Origin of the sequence: Pseudomonas sp. NFACC51 (assembly GCF_900103575.1) — a bacterium.
Lineage (GTDB): Bacteria > Pseudomonadota > Gammaproteobacteria > Pseudomonadales > Pseudomonadaceae > Aquipseudomonas > Aquipseudomonas fluorescens_Q.
The window spans coordinates 109,025-124,930 of record NZ_FMXH01000002.1 but is presented as its reverse complement, the minus strand read 5'-3'; the positions used below and the strand labels follow the sequence as shown (position 1 = coordinate 124,930).

Here is a 15,906-nt window from a genome sequence, read left to right as displayed (position 1 = left end):
GCCATGAGCCCGCGTCTGGATTACTACACCGCATCCCCCGGGGCGATGCGAGCCATGATCGGCCTGGAAGCCCTGGCCAGCCGCCTGAGTATCGAACCGGCGCTGTTGCACTTGATCAAGATCCGCGCTTCACAACTCAATGGCTGTGCCTTCTGCACCGACATGCATTCGGTGGAGGCCCGACGCCAGGGCGAGACCGAGCGCCGGCTCTACGCGGTGGCGGTGTGGCGCGACAGCGGTTTTTTCACGGCCCGCGAACGCGCCGCCCTGGCCTGGACCGAGACGGTGACGCTGTTGGCTGAAAGCCAGGTGCCGGACGAAATCTATGCCCAGGCCCGGGCCTGTTTCAGCGAGGAGGAATTGGTGGACCTGACCCTGGCGATCAGCACCATCAACAGCTGGAACCGGCTGGCGGTGAGTTTTCGCCAGAGTCCCAGTGCTTGATTGCCAATCCTGAAGGAGACTGTGGCGAGCTGCTTTTGTGGCGAGGGGATTTATCCCCGTTGGGCTGCGTAGCGGCCCAAAAAACAAAGAACTCAATCTATCTGACATACCGAGCTGTCAGGCTTTAGGGCCGCTCGCGCCCCAACGGGGATAAATCCCCTCGCCACAAAAGCGGCGTCGTTACTTGAGCAGCGGCGAGGTCCCCGAGGTAGCCGGCGGCCGTTGGGGCTTGACCGAAGTGCCGAATGTATTGCCCATGCGCACCCCCGTGGCCGCCGGGGTAGCCAGGCCAATGCTGTTCGGAGCGCGCTCGTTGACCGGCACATTCATGGCGTCCTGGGCCTGTTGCGCCGCCTTCGCGGCCTGGGGGTCGTTGCCCATCTGCCGACTCAGGCAGTTGTAGTCTGGGGTCTTGTAACCGCCAACGGTTACCTCGATACAGGCCGGGGCTTCTTCACCCTGGGCCCCGGGCAGGGCCATGAACAGCCCGAGGCCTGCCATCATGTTCATCCACGGTTTCATCTGCGACCTCCTGGCCCGCCGCAGCGGACGGTGCGTTGTCAGGGCACCAGTCTAGTGCGGCCTGGAGGATTTGTATCGGTTGTCATACGACATTCATAAACACCCCTCAGGATGACGATTTTCAACGGATACGTCAGTCGTGCAGCAGGGCAGAGCCGGGGGCGGACGCGGACGTGGATTGACCAGGGCGCCCTTGGGGTGGCTGATGGTGTTGCTGTGTCTGCTGGCCGGGCCGATCCAGGCGGTCGGCCTGGTGGACCTGGACATCGCGCCCCAGGAACTGACCACGGCGCTGGAGCAGTTCAGCCGGGCGACGGGCATGGCGGTGCTGGTGGACCGTCAGTTGTCGAGCCAGCGTCATACGCTGGGTGTCCAGGGGCAGTTCACACCTTCCGAAGGGTTGAGGGTGTTGCTCAGCGGCACCGGACTGGCGGCGCACTATGCCCGGGCGGATGCGTTCACATTGCAGCCGGTGCGGGTCCGAGAGGTGCCGTTGCCTCCCGGCGTCACCCCAGGCTTGAGTGACAGCAACTACGCGGCAGCGATCCAGGCGGTCATCCAGCGCAATTTGTGTCGTTCACCGTTGACCCGCCCAGGCAGTTTCCGGGCGGTGCTGCAAGTGTGGATCGGCCGGGACGGCGTGGTCCAGCACAGTCGCCTGGTCAGTTCCACGGGCGACCTGATGCGGGACAAGGCCTTGGTCAACAGTTTGCAGAACCTCAGGATCGACCGCCCGGCGCCCAGCTCGTTGCGCCAGCCGGTGACCCTGCTTTTGTTACCCGACTTATCAGGAAGAAGCATGGAATGCATAGCAGGGGAAGGGGTGTCCGGGCGATGAAAGACTCCGGTCGCAGCCCGTTGGTGAGGTTGTTCCTCACCTCTTATGAGGATTTCAAGGTGCGCCTGCGCAGACGCCTGGGCTCCGAGGAACTGGCCAACGATGTGTTGCATGAAACCTACCTGCGGGTCGATCGCATGGTCGATACCCAGGAGATTGCCCAGCCCAACGCTTATTTGTATCGCATGGCCCTGAATATCGCCGCCGACCGCCGGCAGGCCGATGCGCGTTTGCTCACGGGCGATGAAATCGAGGAATTGCTGCAGGTCTCGGATGAAGCGCTGGATCCGGCCCGTGTGGTGGGTGGGCAGAAGGAGCTGCAGACCCTGCTCAAGGCCTTGTACGAACTGCCGGCGCGCCGCCGCAGGATCTTCATCGCCGCACGCCTGGAGGAAGCACCGCACCTGGAAATATCCCAGCGCTTCGGTATTTCCACGCGCATGGTGGAGAAGGAGATCAAGGCTGCGTTGGGGCACTGCGCCCAGCGCCTGGAAAGAAAAGTCATTCAGCGGTTCGGTCCCGGCGCGGGAAAACCGTCTTGAGAGTAGAGACCCGACCCTTTCGTGAGTGTGTGTGCGCTTGAACATCTTCAGCATCGCTTCCCCTGACGCCACGCCCCAGGCCCGATTGGCCGGCGAGGCCCGAGACTGGCTGATCCTGCTGACCTCGGGGCGCGCCACCGTGGCCGATGCCCGGGCCTTGCGCCTGTGGTGCGGGCAGAGCCCCGAACATGCCCAGGCCTTCGAACAGGCCAAGGCGTTGTGGCAGGGGCTGCAACCGGCCGCCGCAGCGTTGCAGGCGCCGCGGCATTTCGGCCGCCGGGCGTTGCTGGGTGGCGCCATCGCGGCATCGGCGGCCTTCCTGTTGATCCGCGCCACGGTGCCAGGCGGTGTTTCCGGGCTGGGAGCCGACTACGTCACCGACGTCGGCGAACAGCGCCGCGTGGAACTGGCCGAAGGCGTCAGCCTGGAGCTCAACACCCAGACCCGTCTCAGTCGCCGCGCGCTGGCCGATGGCGGACAAGGACTGGAATTGCTCAGCGGCGAGATTGAAGTGCAGGGACGCAGTGCCCAGGTGGTCAGCGTCCAGGCCGGCGCCGGTTGGATCAGCGCCGCCCAGGCACGCTTCAACATCCGCTACACCGACCAGAGCGTCTGCGCGACCTGCCTGGAGGGCGTGGTGCAGGTCGAGGTGCAAGGCCGGCGGTTCCGTCTGGAGCCGGGCATGCAGATGACTTACGAGCCTCACCAGGTGGGCGCGCCCAAGCGTGCCGATGTGTCGGCCGCCGTTGCCTGGCGTGAGCAGGTGCTGGTGTTCAACGACGCGACCCTGGCCAGCGTCATCGACGAAATCAACCGCTACCGTCCCGGCATGTTGCTGCTGCTCAACCGCGAACTGGGCCAGCGCAAGGTCCAGGCGCGGTTTCGCCTCGACCAGTTGGCGGGCGTGGCGCTGTTGATCCGCGATGCCTACGGCGCCAAATGCACCGAGTTGCCGGGTGGCGTGGTGGTGCTGAGCTGAGGCCTGCGGCGCCTGGCGGGCCTCATCGCGAGCAAGCTCGCTCCCACAAGGGTGTGCCCAAATCTTGAGGTCACCCGTTAACGCTGTGGGAGCGAGCTTGCTCGCGATGAGGCCGGTACATTCGACATCATCCTTGACAGACCCACCGCTATCGCGAGCTAATCCAGCGGCCCCAACACCTGTCGATACGTTTCGGCCCCCTGGGGTGTCTGGCGGGTCAGGCTGATTTCGATGCCCATTGGGTTTTCCTGGCGGTTGCCGCTGAGCTTGCGCCAGCCTTTTTCCTTGTCCCAGAACCGCAGTCCGGCATCGCTGACGTCACTGAGCACGGCCACGCCCGAGCCGGGTGCGGGCAGGGGGTAGCGACTGCGGGCCTGGCCTTGGGCGCGGTAAAGCGTGTCACCCTTGAGCCACCAGCGCACCCGTTGCAACTCGCCTTCCTGGGTCGCCGCCACGCGGATCACATCCAGGCGAAAGCCCCGACCTTCGGTGCTGCGCACGGTGAGGGCGGGCGGGGCGGTCGAGGGCTGGTCGTCGACGCCGGGTTTGACCGGTTCACTCAGCTCGATGCTGGCGCGCAGGGCCACGTCGCGCTCCAGTTGGTTCAACACCCGCAGCAGCGCTTCGGTCTGCTCGGTACTGGCCTGCAAATGGCTGTCGGCACGAGTCACGCTGTCCAGCCCGCGCCAGGCGATCAGGCTGACCACCGCCATCAGCAGGATCGCCACCATCACTTCCAGCAAGGTGAAGCCTGTCTGCCGGACACTCATTGGAGTTGCACCCGCCCCGCGGCACTGCGTTGCACCGTGAGGCTGTTCACGCCGTCCGACAAGCGGATCTGCAAGGGCTCGCCGAGCCACTCGGCATTCAGCACCACCCGTTGCCTGGGGTCCACGCGCACCTCCATCGACGGGCTCTGCCAGCGACGCGGATGCAGTTGCGGATCATCCTTGAAACGATCCAACCCGGTGCCTTGATCGGCGCGACGACTGAAACCAAACCCCTTGGCGTCCCAGCGCCAGGTAATCGGTCGCCCGTCGGTGCGGGCTTCGGTCTGGGCCAGTTGCAGCAGTTGCACCAGCCGCTCGCCGTCCTGGCGCAGCAACTTCAACGGATCCGGCTTGATGCTCAGGCTCACGGCGGCGCTGGCAATGCCGATGATCACCAGCACCACCATCAGTTCGATCAGGGTGAAACCGCGTTGCTTGCCGAGGTTCATGCGCGCTCCTTTGCGTGAAACCATCCTGCACGGTGAAGATGATAAGGATGTGAAATAAAACGGAGAGAATTGACGCGTAGGCTGGACGCTGGAACCCAAGAAAGGAGATTCAGGCCATGGCGTTCATCGAGCGTGTGTCCCCGGCGCAAATCGTCCAGGCCGTGGGTCTGTTGGCGGCGTTGGCCGGGGTGGCGGCCTGGTCTTCGCTGCTGCTCACGTCGGCCGAGTCGCGCACGCCGGATGTCGCCCCGCAACGCATGGCCGAACGTTCCGATAACCCGGCGCTGCAATGGTTCTCCAACCAGCCGGCAGCGGTGGACATCAAGGTCAGCGGTGTGATGGCCGGCACGCACACGCCCGTGGCGATCCTCAGTCTCAACGACGGACCGCCGCGCAGTTTCCTGGTCGGTGAAAGGGTGGCCCAAGGCGTACGGTTGGTGGCGATCGAGGCGCAGGCGGTGGTCATCGAACGTGGCAATGAGCAGACCCGGTTGGTCCTGGCTCGGTTGCCGGATCCGGTGAGTTTGCCGTCCCTGATACGCTCCGAAAACCAGCGCTGAACCTCTGTGGCGAGGGAGCTTGCTCCCGCTCGGTTGCGCAGCAACCGCAAGATTTTGGGGCCGCTTCGCGACCCAGCGGGAGCAAGCTCCCTCGCCACAGGGGGGGCTGCCTTTATTTTTCCCGGCTGACCAACGTCTCCAGCCGAGCCAACGGCGGTGCTTCGCGACTGCGATCCGACACGCTCAGTTCAACCCGCAGCAGCCGGCCGTTTTCCGCCGGGCGCAGGTTCTGTTCGCAACGCAACAGCAATCGCCCCTGGTCGCATTCGAACACTTTCGAGCCCTGGGCAAAACGACCTTCCAGACGCAACTGCGCCAGCTGGCTGCGGGCGGCCAGCAGGGCGATGGATTTGTCGCGCAGCAGGCCGTTGCTCTGGGTCATCACCGCCGCCACGCGCACAGCGGCCGACATGGCCACGGCGATGATCGCCAGGGCCACCAGCACTTCGATCAGGGTGAAGCCGGCTTGCGGAGCGAGGCGTGGCATGGCGCGGGCTCGGGGTGAGGGCAGCCTTGAAGATTAGCCGGCGTTCGTGACCAATTGACGACGCAAGCTCCTGAGCAATTTCAATATCACTGACATATTTTCTTGCAACACTGCGCCTCGAATCGAATCCAGCGAAGGACCGTCGAGATGCAGATCGCCCGTTACAACGCCCGTCCCCAAGGCCCTCGCGGGCAGCGGGGTTTCACCCTGATCGAAATCATGGTCGTGGTGGTAATCCTCGGCATCCTGGCGGCGATGGTGGTGCCCAAGGTGCTCGACCGTCCCGACCAGGCGCGGGCAACGGCGGCGAAACAGGACATTGGCGGCCTGATGCAAGCCCTGAAGCTGTATCGCCTGGACCACGGCAGTTACCCGAGCATGAACCAGGGCCTCAAAGTGCTGGTGGAGAAGCCGGCCGATGCGAAAAACAGCACCTGGCGCTCTTACCTGGAGCGCCTGCCCAACGACCCATGGGGCCGTCCTTATAACTACCTCAACCCGGGTGCCAACGGCGAAGTCGATATCTTCTCCCTTGGCGCCGACGGTCAGCCTGACGGCGACGGCGTGAATGCCGACATTGGCTCCTGGCAGTTGTAAGGGCCGTGATGCGAACGGATTCGCCCCTCGCGGCGAAGCAGCGCGGCATGGCGCTGATCAGTGCCTTGCTGATTGCTGCCGTGGTGGCGGTCATTGCCGGTGGCATGCTGACCCGCCAGACCCTGTTCACCCGCAGCCTGGAGGCCGAGCAGTTGCGTGTCCAGGGCTCGGCGCGGTTGCAGGGTGGCCTGCAACTGAGTCGCCAGTTGCTCTGGGATGCCAGGCAGCGCGATCCACTGACGCGCTTCGGCCAACCTTGGGCCAAACCTATCGTGATACCGGGTTCAGGCCAGATCGACACACCCTTCGAAGGCCAGTTGGAAGATGAGCAAGGCAAGTTCAACCTGCGCAACCTCGTCGCCAATGAGCGGGTGGACGAGGAACAAGTGCGCGCCTTCGAACGCCTGTGCCAGCAATTGGGCGTGGCCGCGACTGTCCGCACGCGTATCGTCGACAGGGTGGTCGAGGCCTATCCGCGCCTGTTGAGTCCGCAGCGGGTGGACCAGGCGCCAAAGGCCAATACCTTCAACAGCGGCCGCGAAACCTCGCCCCAGGCCGACAACACGCCGCTGGCCCCGACGCGCCCGATGCTGCGCACCTTGCAAGACTTGCGCAGCGTCAAAGGCGTCACCACACGGTTGCTGGACACACTGGCGCCGTACGTGACGATCCTGCCCACCAACACCTGGCTCAATGGCAACACCGCCAGCGCCCCGGTGCTGGCCGCCTACGTACCGGGGCTGTCGCTGCAACGGGCCGAGGCTCTGGTCAGGGAGCGCGATGGCGGCCACTGGTTTATCAATCGCGGGGATTTCGTCAATCGCCTGCGCATGCCGGAGTTGGACACGGCCAGCGTCAAGGTCGGCATCACCAGTGATTGGTTCCGCCTGCGGGGCCAGGCACGCAGTGGTCAGCGGCGGGTCGAGCTGGAGGCGTTGCTGCAACGTACCGAGGACCGCTTGCCCCAGGTGATCTGGTCGAGGGTGGGGGTATGACGCGCTTGCGCATCGCCCTGGCGCCGCTGGACAGCCTGGACCTCGACAGCCCGGTGGCGTTTGCCTGGCTTGATCGCCAAGGCCAGGTCCGTGAGCAAGGCCGCAGCAGCCTTCGGGCGCTGGGCCAGAGTGGTAAAAACCTTTCGGTGGAGTGTTTTCTTCATCCCCGCGACAGCGTATTGACCCGCCTGGAGTTGCCGCTGTTACCGGCGGCCAGGATCACCGCAGCGGTGACGTGCGCGGCCCAGGCCCTGATGCTCGGAGCCAGCGAACAGATGCAGGTGGCCCATGGCCCGCGTGGGGTCGGTGGGCAGGTGCAGATCGCCTGGCTGGACCGTGAATCCCTCGCCAATCTCGGGCGGCTTGTGCACCAGGCCGGCATGAAACTGCGTGGCCTCTACCCGGCGGCCTACGCCTTGCCGGTGCTGTCGGGGCCGGTGGCCTGTATCGAGGACGACCATCTGCTGGTGCGCCATGACCTGCAGCACGCCGTGGTGCAACCGTTGCAACAAGAGGCGTTGGACGAGTGGCTACTGGAAACGGGGCCCGGGGTGCATTGGGTGGGCGAGGCGCCGCCGCAACCTTCGATCGATGCCTTGGCCGAAACCCAACGCTGGATGGGCCCTGCGCCAGGCTGGGGGTTGCATGCCGGCCTTGCACGCAACGCCGTCGAGCGCGGTGGCTGGGGCCGGGCGGCGGCGATCTGCGCGACAGCACTGGCGGTGTGGGTGATTGGGCTGAACCTCTACGCCGCCCGTGAAGCAGCCCAGGGTCAACGGCTCAAGGCGCAGATGAGCCAGCGGGTGAAGCAGGCGTTTCCCGAGTTGCCGGTGATTCTCAACCCGCTGCAACAGGCGCGTCAGCAAATCGCTGCGCGCCAGAACGGTGCGGCGACCGACCCGGCCCAACGCTTTGCCAGCCTGGTGCAACAGGCGGGCAGTGCCATGCCGTTCATGAGCGGCAATGTCCAGGCGCTGGTGTTCGAGAACGGTGAGTTGCGCCTGAATGTCGTGGCCGAGGCGCAGAAAACCGCCGCCGAAGAGGATTGGAAAATCCCCCTGGTCCAGGCCGGCATCGACGTCGCCGCCATCGATCAGGGTTGGACCCTGCGTGTGGCACCGGCCGGCCAGGGCAGCCCCGACGAAAACCCGGACGCCGATGATGAATAAGCATTCTCTGGCATTGGTGTGGGGGCACTGGGCAACCTATCGCACGCGTTTGCGCACGTTCTGGCAGGGGCTGGCGGTGCGTGAGCAAGCCGCCGTGGCCCTGGCTGCGCTGGTGTTGGGCGGCTGTCTGGTCTGGCTCGCACTGATCCAGCCGCCGCTCAAGACTATCGCCTATTGGCAAGCCGAAACCCCGAAGCTGCGTTCACAGACCGAAGCCCTCGAAGTGCTGTTGCGCGACGTCGCGGGGCCCGCACCCGAGCAACCTCTTGAAACCGCCTTGCGCCAGAGCCTGGACGCCAGTGGCTTGAGCCAGCATTACCAATTGCAAGCGCCAGGCGCCGAGCGCCCCAACACCTGGCAGCTCACGTTCGACCAGGCCCCAGCGGAGGCGGTGATCAGTTGGTTGCTGGGCAACCCACGGCAATTCTCCCTGGAAGTGATCGAGGCCCGTTTGCAGCGCACCGCCCTTGCCAATCGCGACAACCACGACACCGACAATACCGCCGGCACACTGTCCGGAACCGTTCGCATGGATCAGGCGCAAGGCGCTAAGGAAGCTTCATGAAAGGGGCCAGATACCCACGTCATTGGCGCAAGGCTGCACCGCTGTTGTTGCTCGCGTTGAGTGCGTGCAACAGCACGCCGCCCGCGTCGCAGCCACCGTTGCTGGTGGACAGCGAGTTGGGCATTCCGTTGGGGAGTACCCAGCGCAGTGGTGATGCAGTGCTCGATCGTCAGCGGGCCCAGGACCTGCGTGAACATAAGCCCGCGGTGCGGCATCAGGTCGACCTCACCACCCGTGCTCGCGAGCCGCGCAACAATGCGCCGGCGCGTACGCCCTTGGGCGATCAACCGGTGACGCTGAATTTCGTCGAGGCGGATATCCAGGCGGTGGTGCGAGCCTTGTCCCGTTCCACCGGTCAACAGTTTATGGTGGACCCGCGGGTCAAGGGCAACCTGACGCTGGTGTCCGAAGGCCAGGTCCCGGCCCACCAAGCCTACGACATGCTGCTGGCCGCGCTGCGCATGCAAGGCTTCAGCGTGGTCGACGTCGGTGGCGTGGCCCAGGTGGTGCCGGAGGCCGATGCAAAACTGCTGGGTGGGCCGATCTACAGTGCCGACAAACCGGCCGGCAACGGCATGCTCACCCGCACCTTCCGCCTGCAATATGAGAACGCGGTGAATCTGATCCCGGTGCTGCGCCCGATCGTGTCGCCGAACAACCCGATCAATGCCTACCCGGGCAACAACACCATTGTCGTCACCGATTACGCCGAGAACCTGTCGCGGGTGGCGCAACTCATCGAAGGCATCGACACCCCGAGTGCCATCGACACCGACGTGGTGCCGATCCACAACGGCATCGCGGTCGACATCGCGCAAATGGTCTCTGATCTGCTGGAAACCCAGGGCGGCGACCAGACCCAGAAGATCAACGTGATCGGCGACCCGCGCTCCAATTCCATCATCATCCGCGCCGGCAGCCCCGAGCGCACGGAGCTGGCGCGCAACTTGATCTACAAGCTCGATAACACCCAGAACAACCCGAGCAACCTGCATGTGGTGTACCTGCGCAATGCCCAGGCCGGCAAACTGGCCCAGGCCCTGCGCGGCTTGCTCACCGGGGAGAGTGAAGGCGAGAGCAGCGACAACTCGCGCTCGGTGCTCAGTGGCATGGGCGCCAGTACCAACGGACAGAGTGGGCAGGGCAGCAGTGGCGATGGCACCAGCGGCACCACCAGCGGCAATGCTTCGACCAGCGGCAACGGCTACGGCCAAGGCAGCAACGGCACGACTTCCGCTTCGACGAAAAACGAACAGAACACCGCTTTCAGCGCCGGCGGCGTGACCATCCAGGCCGACGCCACCACCAACACCTTGCTGATCTCCGCGCCGGACCCGCTGTACCGCAACCTGCGGGAAGTCATCGACCTGTTGGACCAGCGGCGCGCCCAAGTGGTGATCGAGAGCCTGATCGTCGAAGTCGGCGAGGACGACGCCAGCGAATTCGGCGTGCAATGGCAGACCGGCAACCTCGGTGGCAGTGGGGTGATCGGCGGGGTCAACCTCGGCGGCACCGGGCTCAACCTCAACGGCAAGACCAGCATCGATGTCTTGCCCCAGGGCCTGAACCTGGGGGTGGTGAACGGCACGGTGGACATTCCGGGTATCGGCAAGATTCTCGATCTCAAGGTCCTGGCCCGGGCCTTGAAGAGCAAGGGTGGCACCAATGTGCTGTCGACGCCGAACCTGCTGACCCTGGACAACGAAGCGGCGAGCATTTTCGTCGGCCAGACCATTCCCTTCGTCAGCGGCAGCTATGTCACCGGCGGCGGTGGTACCAGCAACAACCCGTTCCAGACCGTGACCCGCGAGGAGGTGGGTTTGAAGCTCAATGTCCGGCCGCAGATTTCCGAAGGCGGGACGGTCAAGCTCGACATCTATCAGGAAGTCAGCAGCGTCGACAATCGTGCTTCGAGCACCACCGGCATCGTCACCAACAAGCGCGCCATCGACACCAGCATCCTGCTGGACGATGGGCAGATCATGGTCCTCGGCGGGTTGCTGCAGGATGGCTACAGCCAGAGCAATGACGCGGTACCGTGGTTGTCGACCATTCCGGGGATCGGTGCGCTGTTTCGCAACGAACGGCGGCAGATCACCAAGACCAACCTGATGGTGTTCCTGCGGCCCTACATCATCCGCGACACGGCGGCGGGACGCGGCATTACCCTCAACCGCTACGACTTCATGCGTCGCGCCCAAGGCCTGCTGCAACCAGACCGTAGCTGGGCAATGCCGGACATGCAGGCCCCGCAGTTGCCGGCCTCGGCGAGGGCGATTCCGGGGACGGCGCCTGCCGGGGTGCAGATGCCCAGGGCGGTGATCAAGGCGGTGCCTGTGATGGAGCCGATTGGACAATGAATTCCGTGGCGAGGGAGCTTGCTCCCGCTGGGTTGCGAAGCGACCCCAAAAAGATTGCATGCTATTTGCCTGCCACACCGAGGTGCCTGGTTTTGGGGCTGCTGCGCAGCCCAGCGGGAGCAAGCTCCCTCGCCACAGTGGTGGGTGGGTCAGTCGTAGAGGAAGTGTGCCCATGAACACCCTCCCATACGCCTGGGCCAAGGCCCAGCGCCTGGTACTGCGTCAGTCCGCAGAGGGGGCGGTGCTGATGGTGTGCCCGTCCACGCCGGGTTGGTCCATCAGCGAGGTGCGCCGTCAGTTCGGCGACGTGCGGCTGGAGCGGGTGCGCGACGAGGAGCTCGATGGGCTGCTCAACAGTGCTTATGCCGACACGGGCAGTGCTGCCGCCGTCGTGGGCGCGGCGGAAAACGAAGTGGACCTCGACCGGTTGATGCAGGACATCCCCGAGATCACCGACCTGCTGGACACCCAGGACGGCGCGCCGGTGATCCGCATGATCAACGCCTTGCTGACCCAGGCCGCACGAGACGAGGCCAGCGACATCCACATCGAACCCTACGAGAGCCATTCGGTGGTGCGCTACCGCGTCGACGGCACCCTGCGCGATGTGGTTTCGCCGCGCAAGGCCCTGCACGGCGCGTTGGTGTCGCGGATCAAGATCATGGCCCAGCTCGACATCGCCGAAAAACGCCTGCCCCAGGACGGACGCATCGCCCTGCGCGTGGCTGGGCGCCCGATCGATATCCGCGTCTCGACGGTGCCCACCGGCCACGGCGAACGGGTGGTGATGCGGCTGTTGGACAAGCAGGCCGGACGCCTGCAACTGGAAACGTTAGGCATGGACCCGGACGTGCTGGGCAAGCTCGATCACCTGATCCGTCAGCCCCACGGCATCGTCCTGGTCACCGGTCCCACCGGTAGCGGCAAGACCACCAGCCTCTATGCCGCCCTGGCCCGGCTGGACGCCAGCGTCCACAACATCCTCACGGTGGAAGACCCGGTGGAATACGATCTGCCGGGCATCAGCCAGATCCAGGTCAACGCCAAGATCGACATGACCTTCGCCCTGGCGTTGCGGGCGATCCTGCGCCAGGACCCGGACATCATCATGATCGGCGAAATCCGCGACCTGGAAACCGCGCAAATCGCCGTGCAGGCCTCCCTCACCGGTCACCTGGTGTTGGCGACGCTGCACACCAACGACGCGGTGTCGGCCATCAACCGCTTGATCGACATGGGCGTCGAGCCGTTCCTGCTGGCCTCGTCGATGCTCGGCGTGCTGGCCCAGCGACTGGTGCGCAGGCTCTGCCCGCAGTGCAAGCAACCGGATCCGGCCACGCCCGGCACCTGGCGCCCGGTGGGTTGCCCGAGCTGCAACCAGACCGGCTACAGCGGGCGCACCGGGATCCATGAACTGTTCTGCATTGACGATGACATCCGCACGCTGATCCACCAGGGGGCAGGGGAGCAGGCACTGCGCGCCGCTGCCCGCCGAGCCGGGATGTTCAGCATGCGCGAGGATGGCGAGCGCTGGGTGCGCAGTGGCACCACGGCCCCTGAAGAAATCCTGCGCGTGACACGGGACGCCTGATGAATCGCTACCGTTTCGAGGCCGCCGACGCCCAGGGCAAGATCGAATCCGGACATTTGGAAGCCGACAGCCAGGGGGCAGCCTTCAACCTGTTGCGCAGCCGTGGGCTGACGGCATTGCAGGTGCAGGTCGAGCGCAACACGCCACCGGCCAACGGCGGAGGCTTGTTCAGCGCCAAGCTCTCGGACAACGACCTGGCCTGGGCCACCCGCCAACTGGCGAGCCTGCTGGGCGCCAGCCTGCCGTTGGAGGCCGCATTGAGCGCTACGGTGGAGCAGGCCGAGCGCAAGCACATCGCCCAGACCTTAAGCGCGGTGCGCGCCGATGTGCGCAGCGGCATGCGCCTGGCCGAAGCCCTGGCGGCACGCCCCCGGGATTTTCCGGAAATCTATCGGGCGTTGATTGCCGCCGGTGAAGAGTCCGGCGACCTGGCCCAGGTGATGGAGCGATTGGCGGACTACATCGAAGAGCGTAACAACTTGCGGGGCAAGATCCTCACGGCGTTCATCTACCCTGGGGTGGTGGGGCTGGTGTCGATCGCCATCGTGATTTTCCTCCTCAGCTACGTGGTGCCCCAGGTGGTCAGCGCGTTCTCCCAGGCCCGGCAAGACCTGCCCGCGCTGACCGTGGCGATGCTCACTGCCAGTGATTTCATTCGTGCCTGGGGCTGGTTGTGTTTTGGCGTGCTGGCCGGTGGCTTCTGGAGTTGGCGTATGTACTTGCGCAAACCGGCGGCGCGGCTGAGTTGGCACGCGCGGGTGTTGCGCCTGCCGCTGATCGGGCGTTTTGTACTGGGCCTCAACACTGCGCGGTTTGCCTCGACCCTGGCAATTCTCGGCGGAGCAGGGGTGCCGTTGCTGCGAGCCCTCGAGGCCGCGCGCCAGACGCTGTCCAACGACCGTCTGAGCCTGAGCGTCAGCGAGGCCACGGCCAAGGTTCGCGAAGGCGTCAACCTGGCGGCGGCGCTGCGGGTGGAAAAGGTCTTCCCGCCGGTGCTGATCCACCTGATCGCCAGCGGCGAGAAAACCGGCTGCCTGCCGCCGATGCTCGAACGCGCCGCACAAACCCTGTCCCGCGACATCGAACGCCGGGCCATGGGCATGACCGCGCTGCTGGAGCCGCTGATGATCGTGGTCATGGGCGCGGTGGTGCTGGTGATCGTCATGGCGGTGTTGCTGCCGATTATCGAGATCAATCAGTTGGTTCAATAGCCCACCGCGCACAAAACCGTGGCGAGGGAGCTTGCTCCCGCTGGGCTGCGCAGCAGACCCAAAACCTGACTTTCCAGTACAACAGACAGATCGCAGTCAGCCGGTTTGGGGTCGCTTCGCAACCCAGCGGGAGCAAGCTCCCTCGCCACAAAAGCAGCCCGTTGTTTGGCAGTGACGCGACACCTCCCGAGCCTCACCCTCGCCAAACTCGGGTTCCTCGTTCTGTCATCTTCCGTCGCCCGGCAACCGTCCACCGCCCCCTCCACGGCCAACCCTCGCCATCCCCCTGGAAAATCCGCCTGAACCCACGGCGCAGAGCCCTCGAACACCCGAGGAAAAAACCTGAAAAACAGCCCTCGGCTCCCGAGGTTTTTTCCTTTATCTGTCACCGGAAACTGCGAATTTCTAACCCATGGCCTCACCCCATCGCCACCGGCACAGGACCGAGCGCCATGACGGCAAGCACGCGTCACCCAACCTTCGTACGAACACGATGAAAGGAGATTCTTCATGTTTAAGCGCAACGTTCTCGCGGTATCCCTGACCCTCGCCGGCCTCTGCGTCGCTCAGGCCGCCATGGCTGATGTCAACGGCGGTGGTGCTACCTTGCCTCAGCCGCTCTATCAGACTTCCGGCGTACTGCCTGCCGGTTTTGCCCCCTACATCGGCGTGGGCAGCGGTGCTGGCAAGGCTGCTTTCCTGACCAACGACTACACCAAGTTCGTGCCTGGCGACACCAGCGGCAAGAAAGTGCACTGGGCTGGTAGCGACTCCAAGCTCAGCGCCACTGAACTGAGCACCTACGTCAGTGCCCACGGTGCCGCCTGGGGTCCATTGATCCAGGTGCCTTCGGTCGCCACTTCGGTTGCCATTCCGTTCAACAAGACTGGCACCGCCAACGTCGACCTGAGCGTCAACCAACTGTGCGGCGTGTTCTCCGGCCGTCTGACCGACTGGAGCCAGATCACTGGTTCGGGCCGTACTGGCGCAATCACCGTGGTTTACCGTTCAGAAAGCAGCGGCACCACCGAGCTGTTCACCCGCTTCCTGAATGCCAAGTGCGCTGAAACCGGCACCTTCAGTGTCACCACCACCTTCGCCTCCAGCTACAGCGGTGGCCTGCCAGCTGGTGCCGTTTCCGCCTCCGGCAGTGCTAACGTGATGACTGCACTGAACGCTGCGCAGGGTCGTATCACCTATATGAGCCCGGATTACGCCGCTACTACCCTGGCCGGTCTGGACGACGCCACCAAGGTCGCTCGTGTTGGCGGTCTTTCCCCTGCACCAGCCAACGTGTCGGCAGCTATCAATGCCGTTACGGTTCCTGCTGTTGCCGACCGGTCAAAACCAAACGCCTGGGTGCCTATTTTCACTTCCCAAAAAGTGATCGATGAAACCATTCCGGCTGACCCTAGCTTGCGCCTCTACCCAACCACCGGCTACCCAATCCTGGGTTTCACCAACGTGATCTTCAGCCAGTGCTACGCCGATGCGACCCAGACCACTCAGGTTCGCAACTTCTTCAGCCGTCACTACGGTTCGTTGACCAACAACGACTCGGCCATCACCGCCAACCGTTTCGTGCCACTGCCTTCGGCTTGGAAAACTGCCATTCGTGATTCCTTCGTCACGGCTTCCAGCGGTCTGAGCATCGGCAACACCAGTGTCTGCAACGCCATCGGTCGTCCGTTGTAAGCCCAGGCTTGAACGACCTGCAACAGCCGGTCAGCAACGGTGAAAGCCGTTGCTGACTTTTTGCGTCATACCCGCGCCAACACAGCCACATGAAATTTTCATGACATCCGTTCGGTCCCGAGCGGCTGTAAC

General features: G+C 64.5%; 17 protein-coding genes. 13 read left to right on the top strand and 4 right to left on the bottom strand.

Translation table 11 applies throughout. The annotated features are described in order from the left end of the window. Positions 1-3 precede the first annotated feature (3 nt). A complete protein-coding gene (locus tag BLT00_RS04635) occupies positions 4-444 on the top strand; it encodes a carboxymuconolactone decarboxylase family protein (RefSeq protein WP_092145883.1) in 441 nt (146 codons plus the stop codon). Between the two features lie 180 nt (positions 445-624). On the opposite strand, the gene BLT00_RS04630 is transcribed toward BLT00_RS04635, so the two are convergent. After that, the gene (locus tag BLT00_RS04630; protein ID WP_092145881.1) at positions 625-966 is read right to left on the bottom strand and encodes a hypothetical protein; all 342 of its coding nucleotides are present in this window, start codon (positions 964-966) and stop codon (positions 625-627) included. Between the two features lie 205 nt (positions 967-1,171). Here BLT00_RS04630 and BLT00_RS04625 point away from each other — a divergent pair, with 205 nt between their 5' ends. From BLT00_RS04625 to BLT00_RS04615, 3 genes are read left to right on the top strand one after another with little or no spacing between them, the layout of a single operon-like run. Continuing rightward, the gene (locus BLT00_RS04625) at positions 1,172-1,804 is read left to right on the top strand and encodes a secretin and TonB N-terminal domain-containing protein (protein ID WP_092145879.1); all 633 of its coding nucleotides are present in this window, start codon (positions 1,172-1,174) and stop codon (positions 1,802-1,804) included. Further along, entirely contained in the window at positions 1,801-2,346 is a 546-nt protein-coding gene (locus tag BLT00_RS04620; RefSeq protein WP_072347363.1) for a sigma-70 family RNA polymerase sigma factor, read from the top strand. Before BLT00_RS04625 ends, BLT00_RS04620 begins: the two co-directional genes overlap by 4 nt. Before the next feature lie 37 nt (positions 2,347-2,383). Further along, a complete protein-coding gene (locus BLT00_RS04615; RefSeq protein WP_092146057.1) occupies positions 2,384-3,325 on the top strand; it encodes a FecR family protein in 942 nt (313 codons plus the stop codon). A 158-nt stretch (positions 3,326-3,483) separates the two neighbouring features. On the opposite strand, the gene BLT00_RS04610 is transcribed toward BLT00_RS04615, so the two are convergent. Then, on the bottom strand, positions 3,484-4,095 hold the full coding sequence (locus BLT00_RS04610; RefSeq protein ID WP_092145877.1) for a PulJ/GspJ family protein: 612 nt from the start codon (positions 4,093-4,095) through the stop codon (positions 3,484-3,486). Then, entirely contained in the window at positions 4,092-4,544 is a 453-nt protein-coding gene (gspH, locus tag BLT00_RS04605) for a type II secretion system minor pseudopilin GspH (RefSeq protein ID WP_092145875.1), read from the bottom strand. Before gspH ends, BLT00_RS04610 begins: the two co-directional genes overlap by 4 nt. A gap of 116 nt (positions 4,545-4,660) precedes the next feature. Here gspH and BLT00_RS04600 point away from each other — a divergent pair, with 116 nt between their 5' ends. Then, positions 4,661-5,104 carry a type II secretion system protein N gene (locus tag BLT00_RS04600; RefSeq protein ID WP_092145873.1) on the top strand — a complete coding sequence of 148 codons (444 nt, stop codon included), beginning with the start codon at positions 4,661-4,663 and terminating at the stop codon, positions 5,102-5,104. Positions 5,105-5,216: 112 nt separating this feature from the next. Here the strand turns inward: BLT00_RS04600 and gspI are convergent, their stop codons facing one another. Continuing rightward, positions 5,217-5,591, bottom strand: coding sequence for a type II secretion system minor pseudopilin GspI (gene gspI / locus BLT00_RS04595; RefSeq protein ID WP_063320785.1), 375 nt, complete (start codon positions 5,589-5,591; stop codon positions 5,217-5,219). Between the two features lie 147 nt (positions 5,592-5,738). Here gspI and gspG point away from each other — a divergent pair, with 147 nt between their 5' ends. From gspG to BLT00_RS04555, 8 genes are all read left to right on the top strand, one after another. Continuing rightward, positions 5,739-6,188 (top strand): type II secretion system major pseudopilin GspG, encoded by a 450-nt coding sequence (gene gspG / locus BLT00_RS04590; RefSeq protein WP_018614378.1) that lies wholly within the window; start codon positions 5,739-5,741, stop codon positions 6,186-6,188. A gap of 8 nt (positions 6,189-6,196) precedes the next feature. Next, on the top strand, positions 6,197-7,183 hold the full coding sequence (gene gspK / locus BLT00_RS04585) for a type II secretion system minor pseudopilin GspK (protein WP_092145871.1): 987 nt from the start codon (positions 6,197-6,199) through the stop codon (positions 7,181-7,183). Next, positions 7,180-8,352 carry a type II secretion system protein GspL gene (gene gspL / locus BLT00_RS04580; RefSeq protein ID WP_092145869.1) on the top strand — a complete coding sequence of 391 codons (1,173 nt, stop codon included), beginning with the start codon at positions 7,180-7,182 and terminating at the stop codon, positions 8,350-8,352. Before gspK ends, gspL begins: the two co-directional genes overlap by 4 nt. Beyond that, positions 8,345-8,917, top strand: coding sequence for a type II secretion system protein GspM (gene gspM / locus BLT00_RS04575; protein ID WP_092145867.1), 573 nt, complete (start codon positions 8,345-8,347; stop codon positions 8,915-8,917). The genes gspL and gspM overlap by 8 nt, the downstream gene beginning before the upstream one ends. After that, entirely contained in the window at positions 8,914-11,277 is a 2,364-nt protein-coding gene (gspD, locus tag BLT00_RS04570) for a type II secretion system secretin GspD (RefSeq protein ID WP_092145865.1), read from the top strand. Before gspM ends, gspD begins: the two co-directional genes overlap by 4 nt. Before the next feature lie 172 nt (positions 11,278-11,449). Then, positions 11,450-12,868, top strand: coding sequence for a type II secretion system ATPase GspE (gene gspE / locus BLT00_RS04565; protein ID WP_092145863.1), 1,419 nt, complete (start codon positions 11,450-11,452; stop codon positions 12,866-12,868). After that, positions 12,868-14,079, top strand: a complete 1,212-nt coding sequence (gspF, locus tag BLT00_RS04560) for a type II secretion system inner membrane protein GspF (RefSeq protein WP_092145861.1) — start codon at positions 12,868-12,870, stop codon at positions 14,077-14,079. The genes gspE and gspF overlap by 1 nt, the downstream gene beginning before the upstream one ends. A gap of 510 nt (positions 14,080-14,589) precedes the next feature. After that, complete coding sequence (locus BLT00_RS04555; RefSeq protein ID WP_092145859.1) at positions 14,590-15,774, top strand: substrate-binding domain-containing protein; 1,185 nt, start codon at positions 14,590-14,592, stop codon at positions 15,772-15,774. Positions 15,775-15,906: the final 132 nt, after the last annotated feature.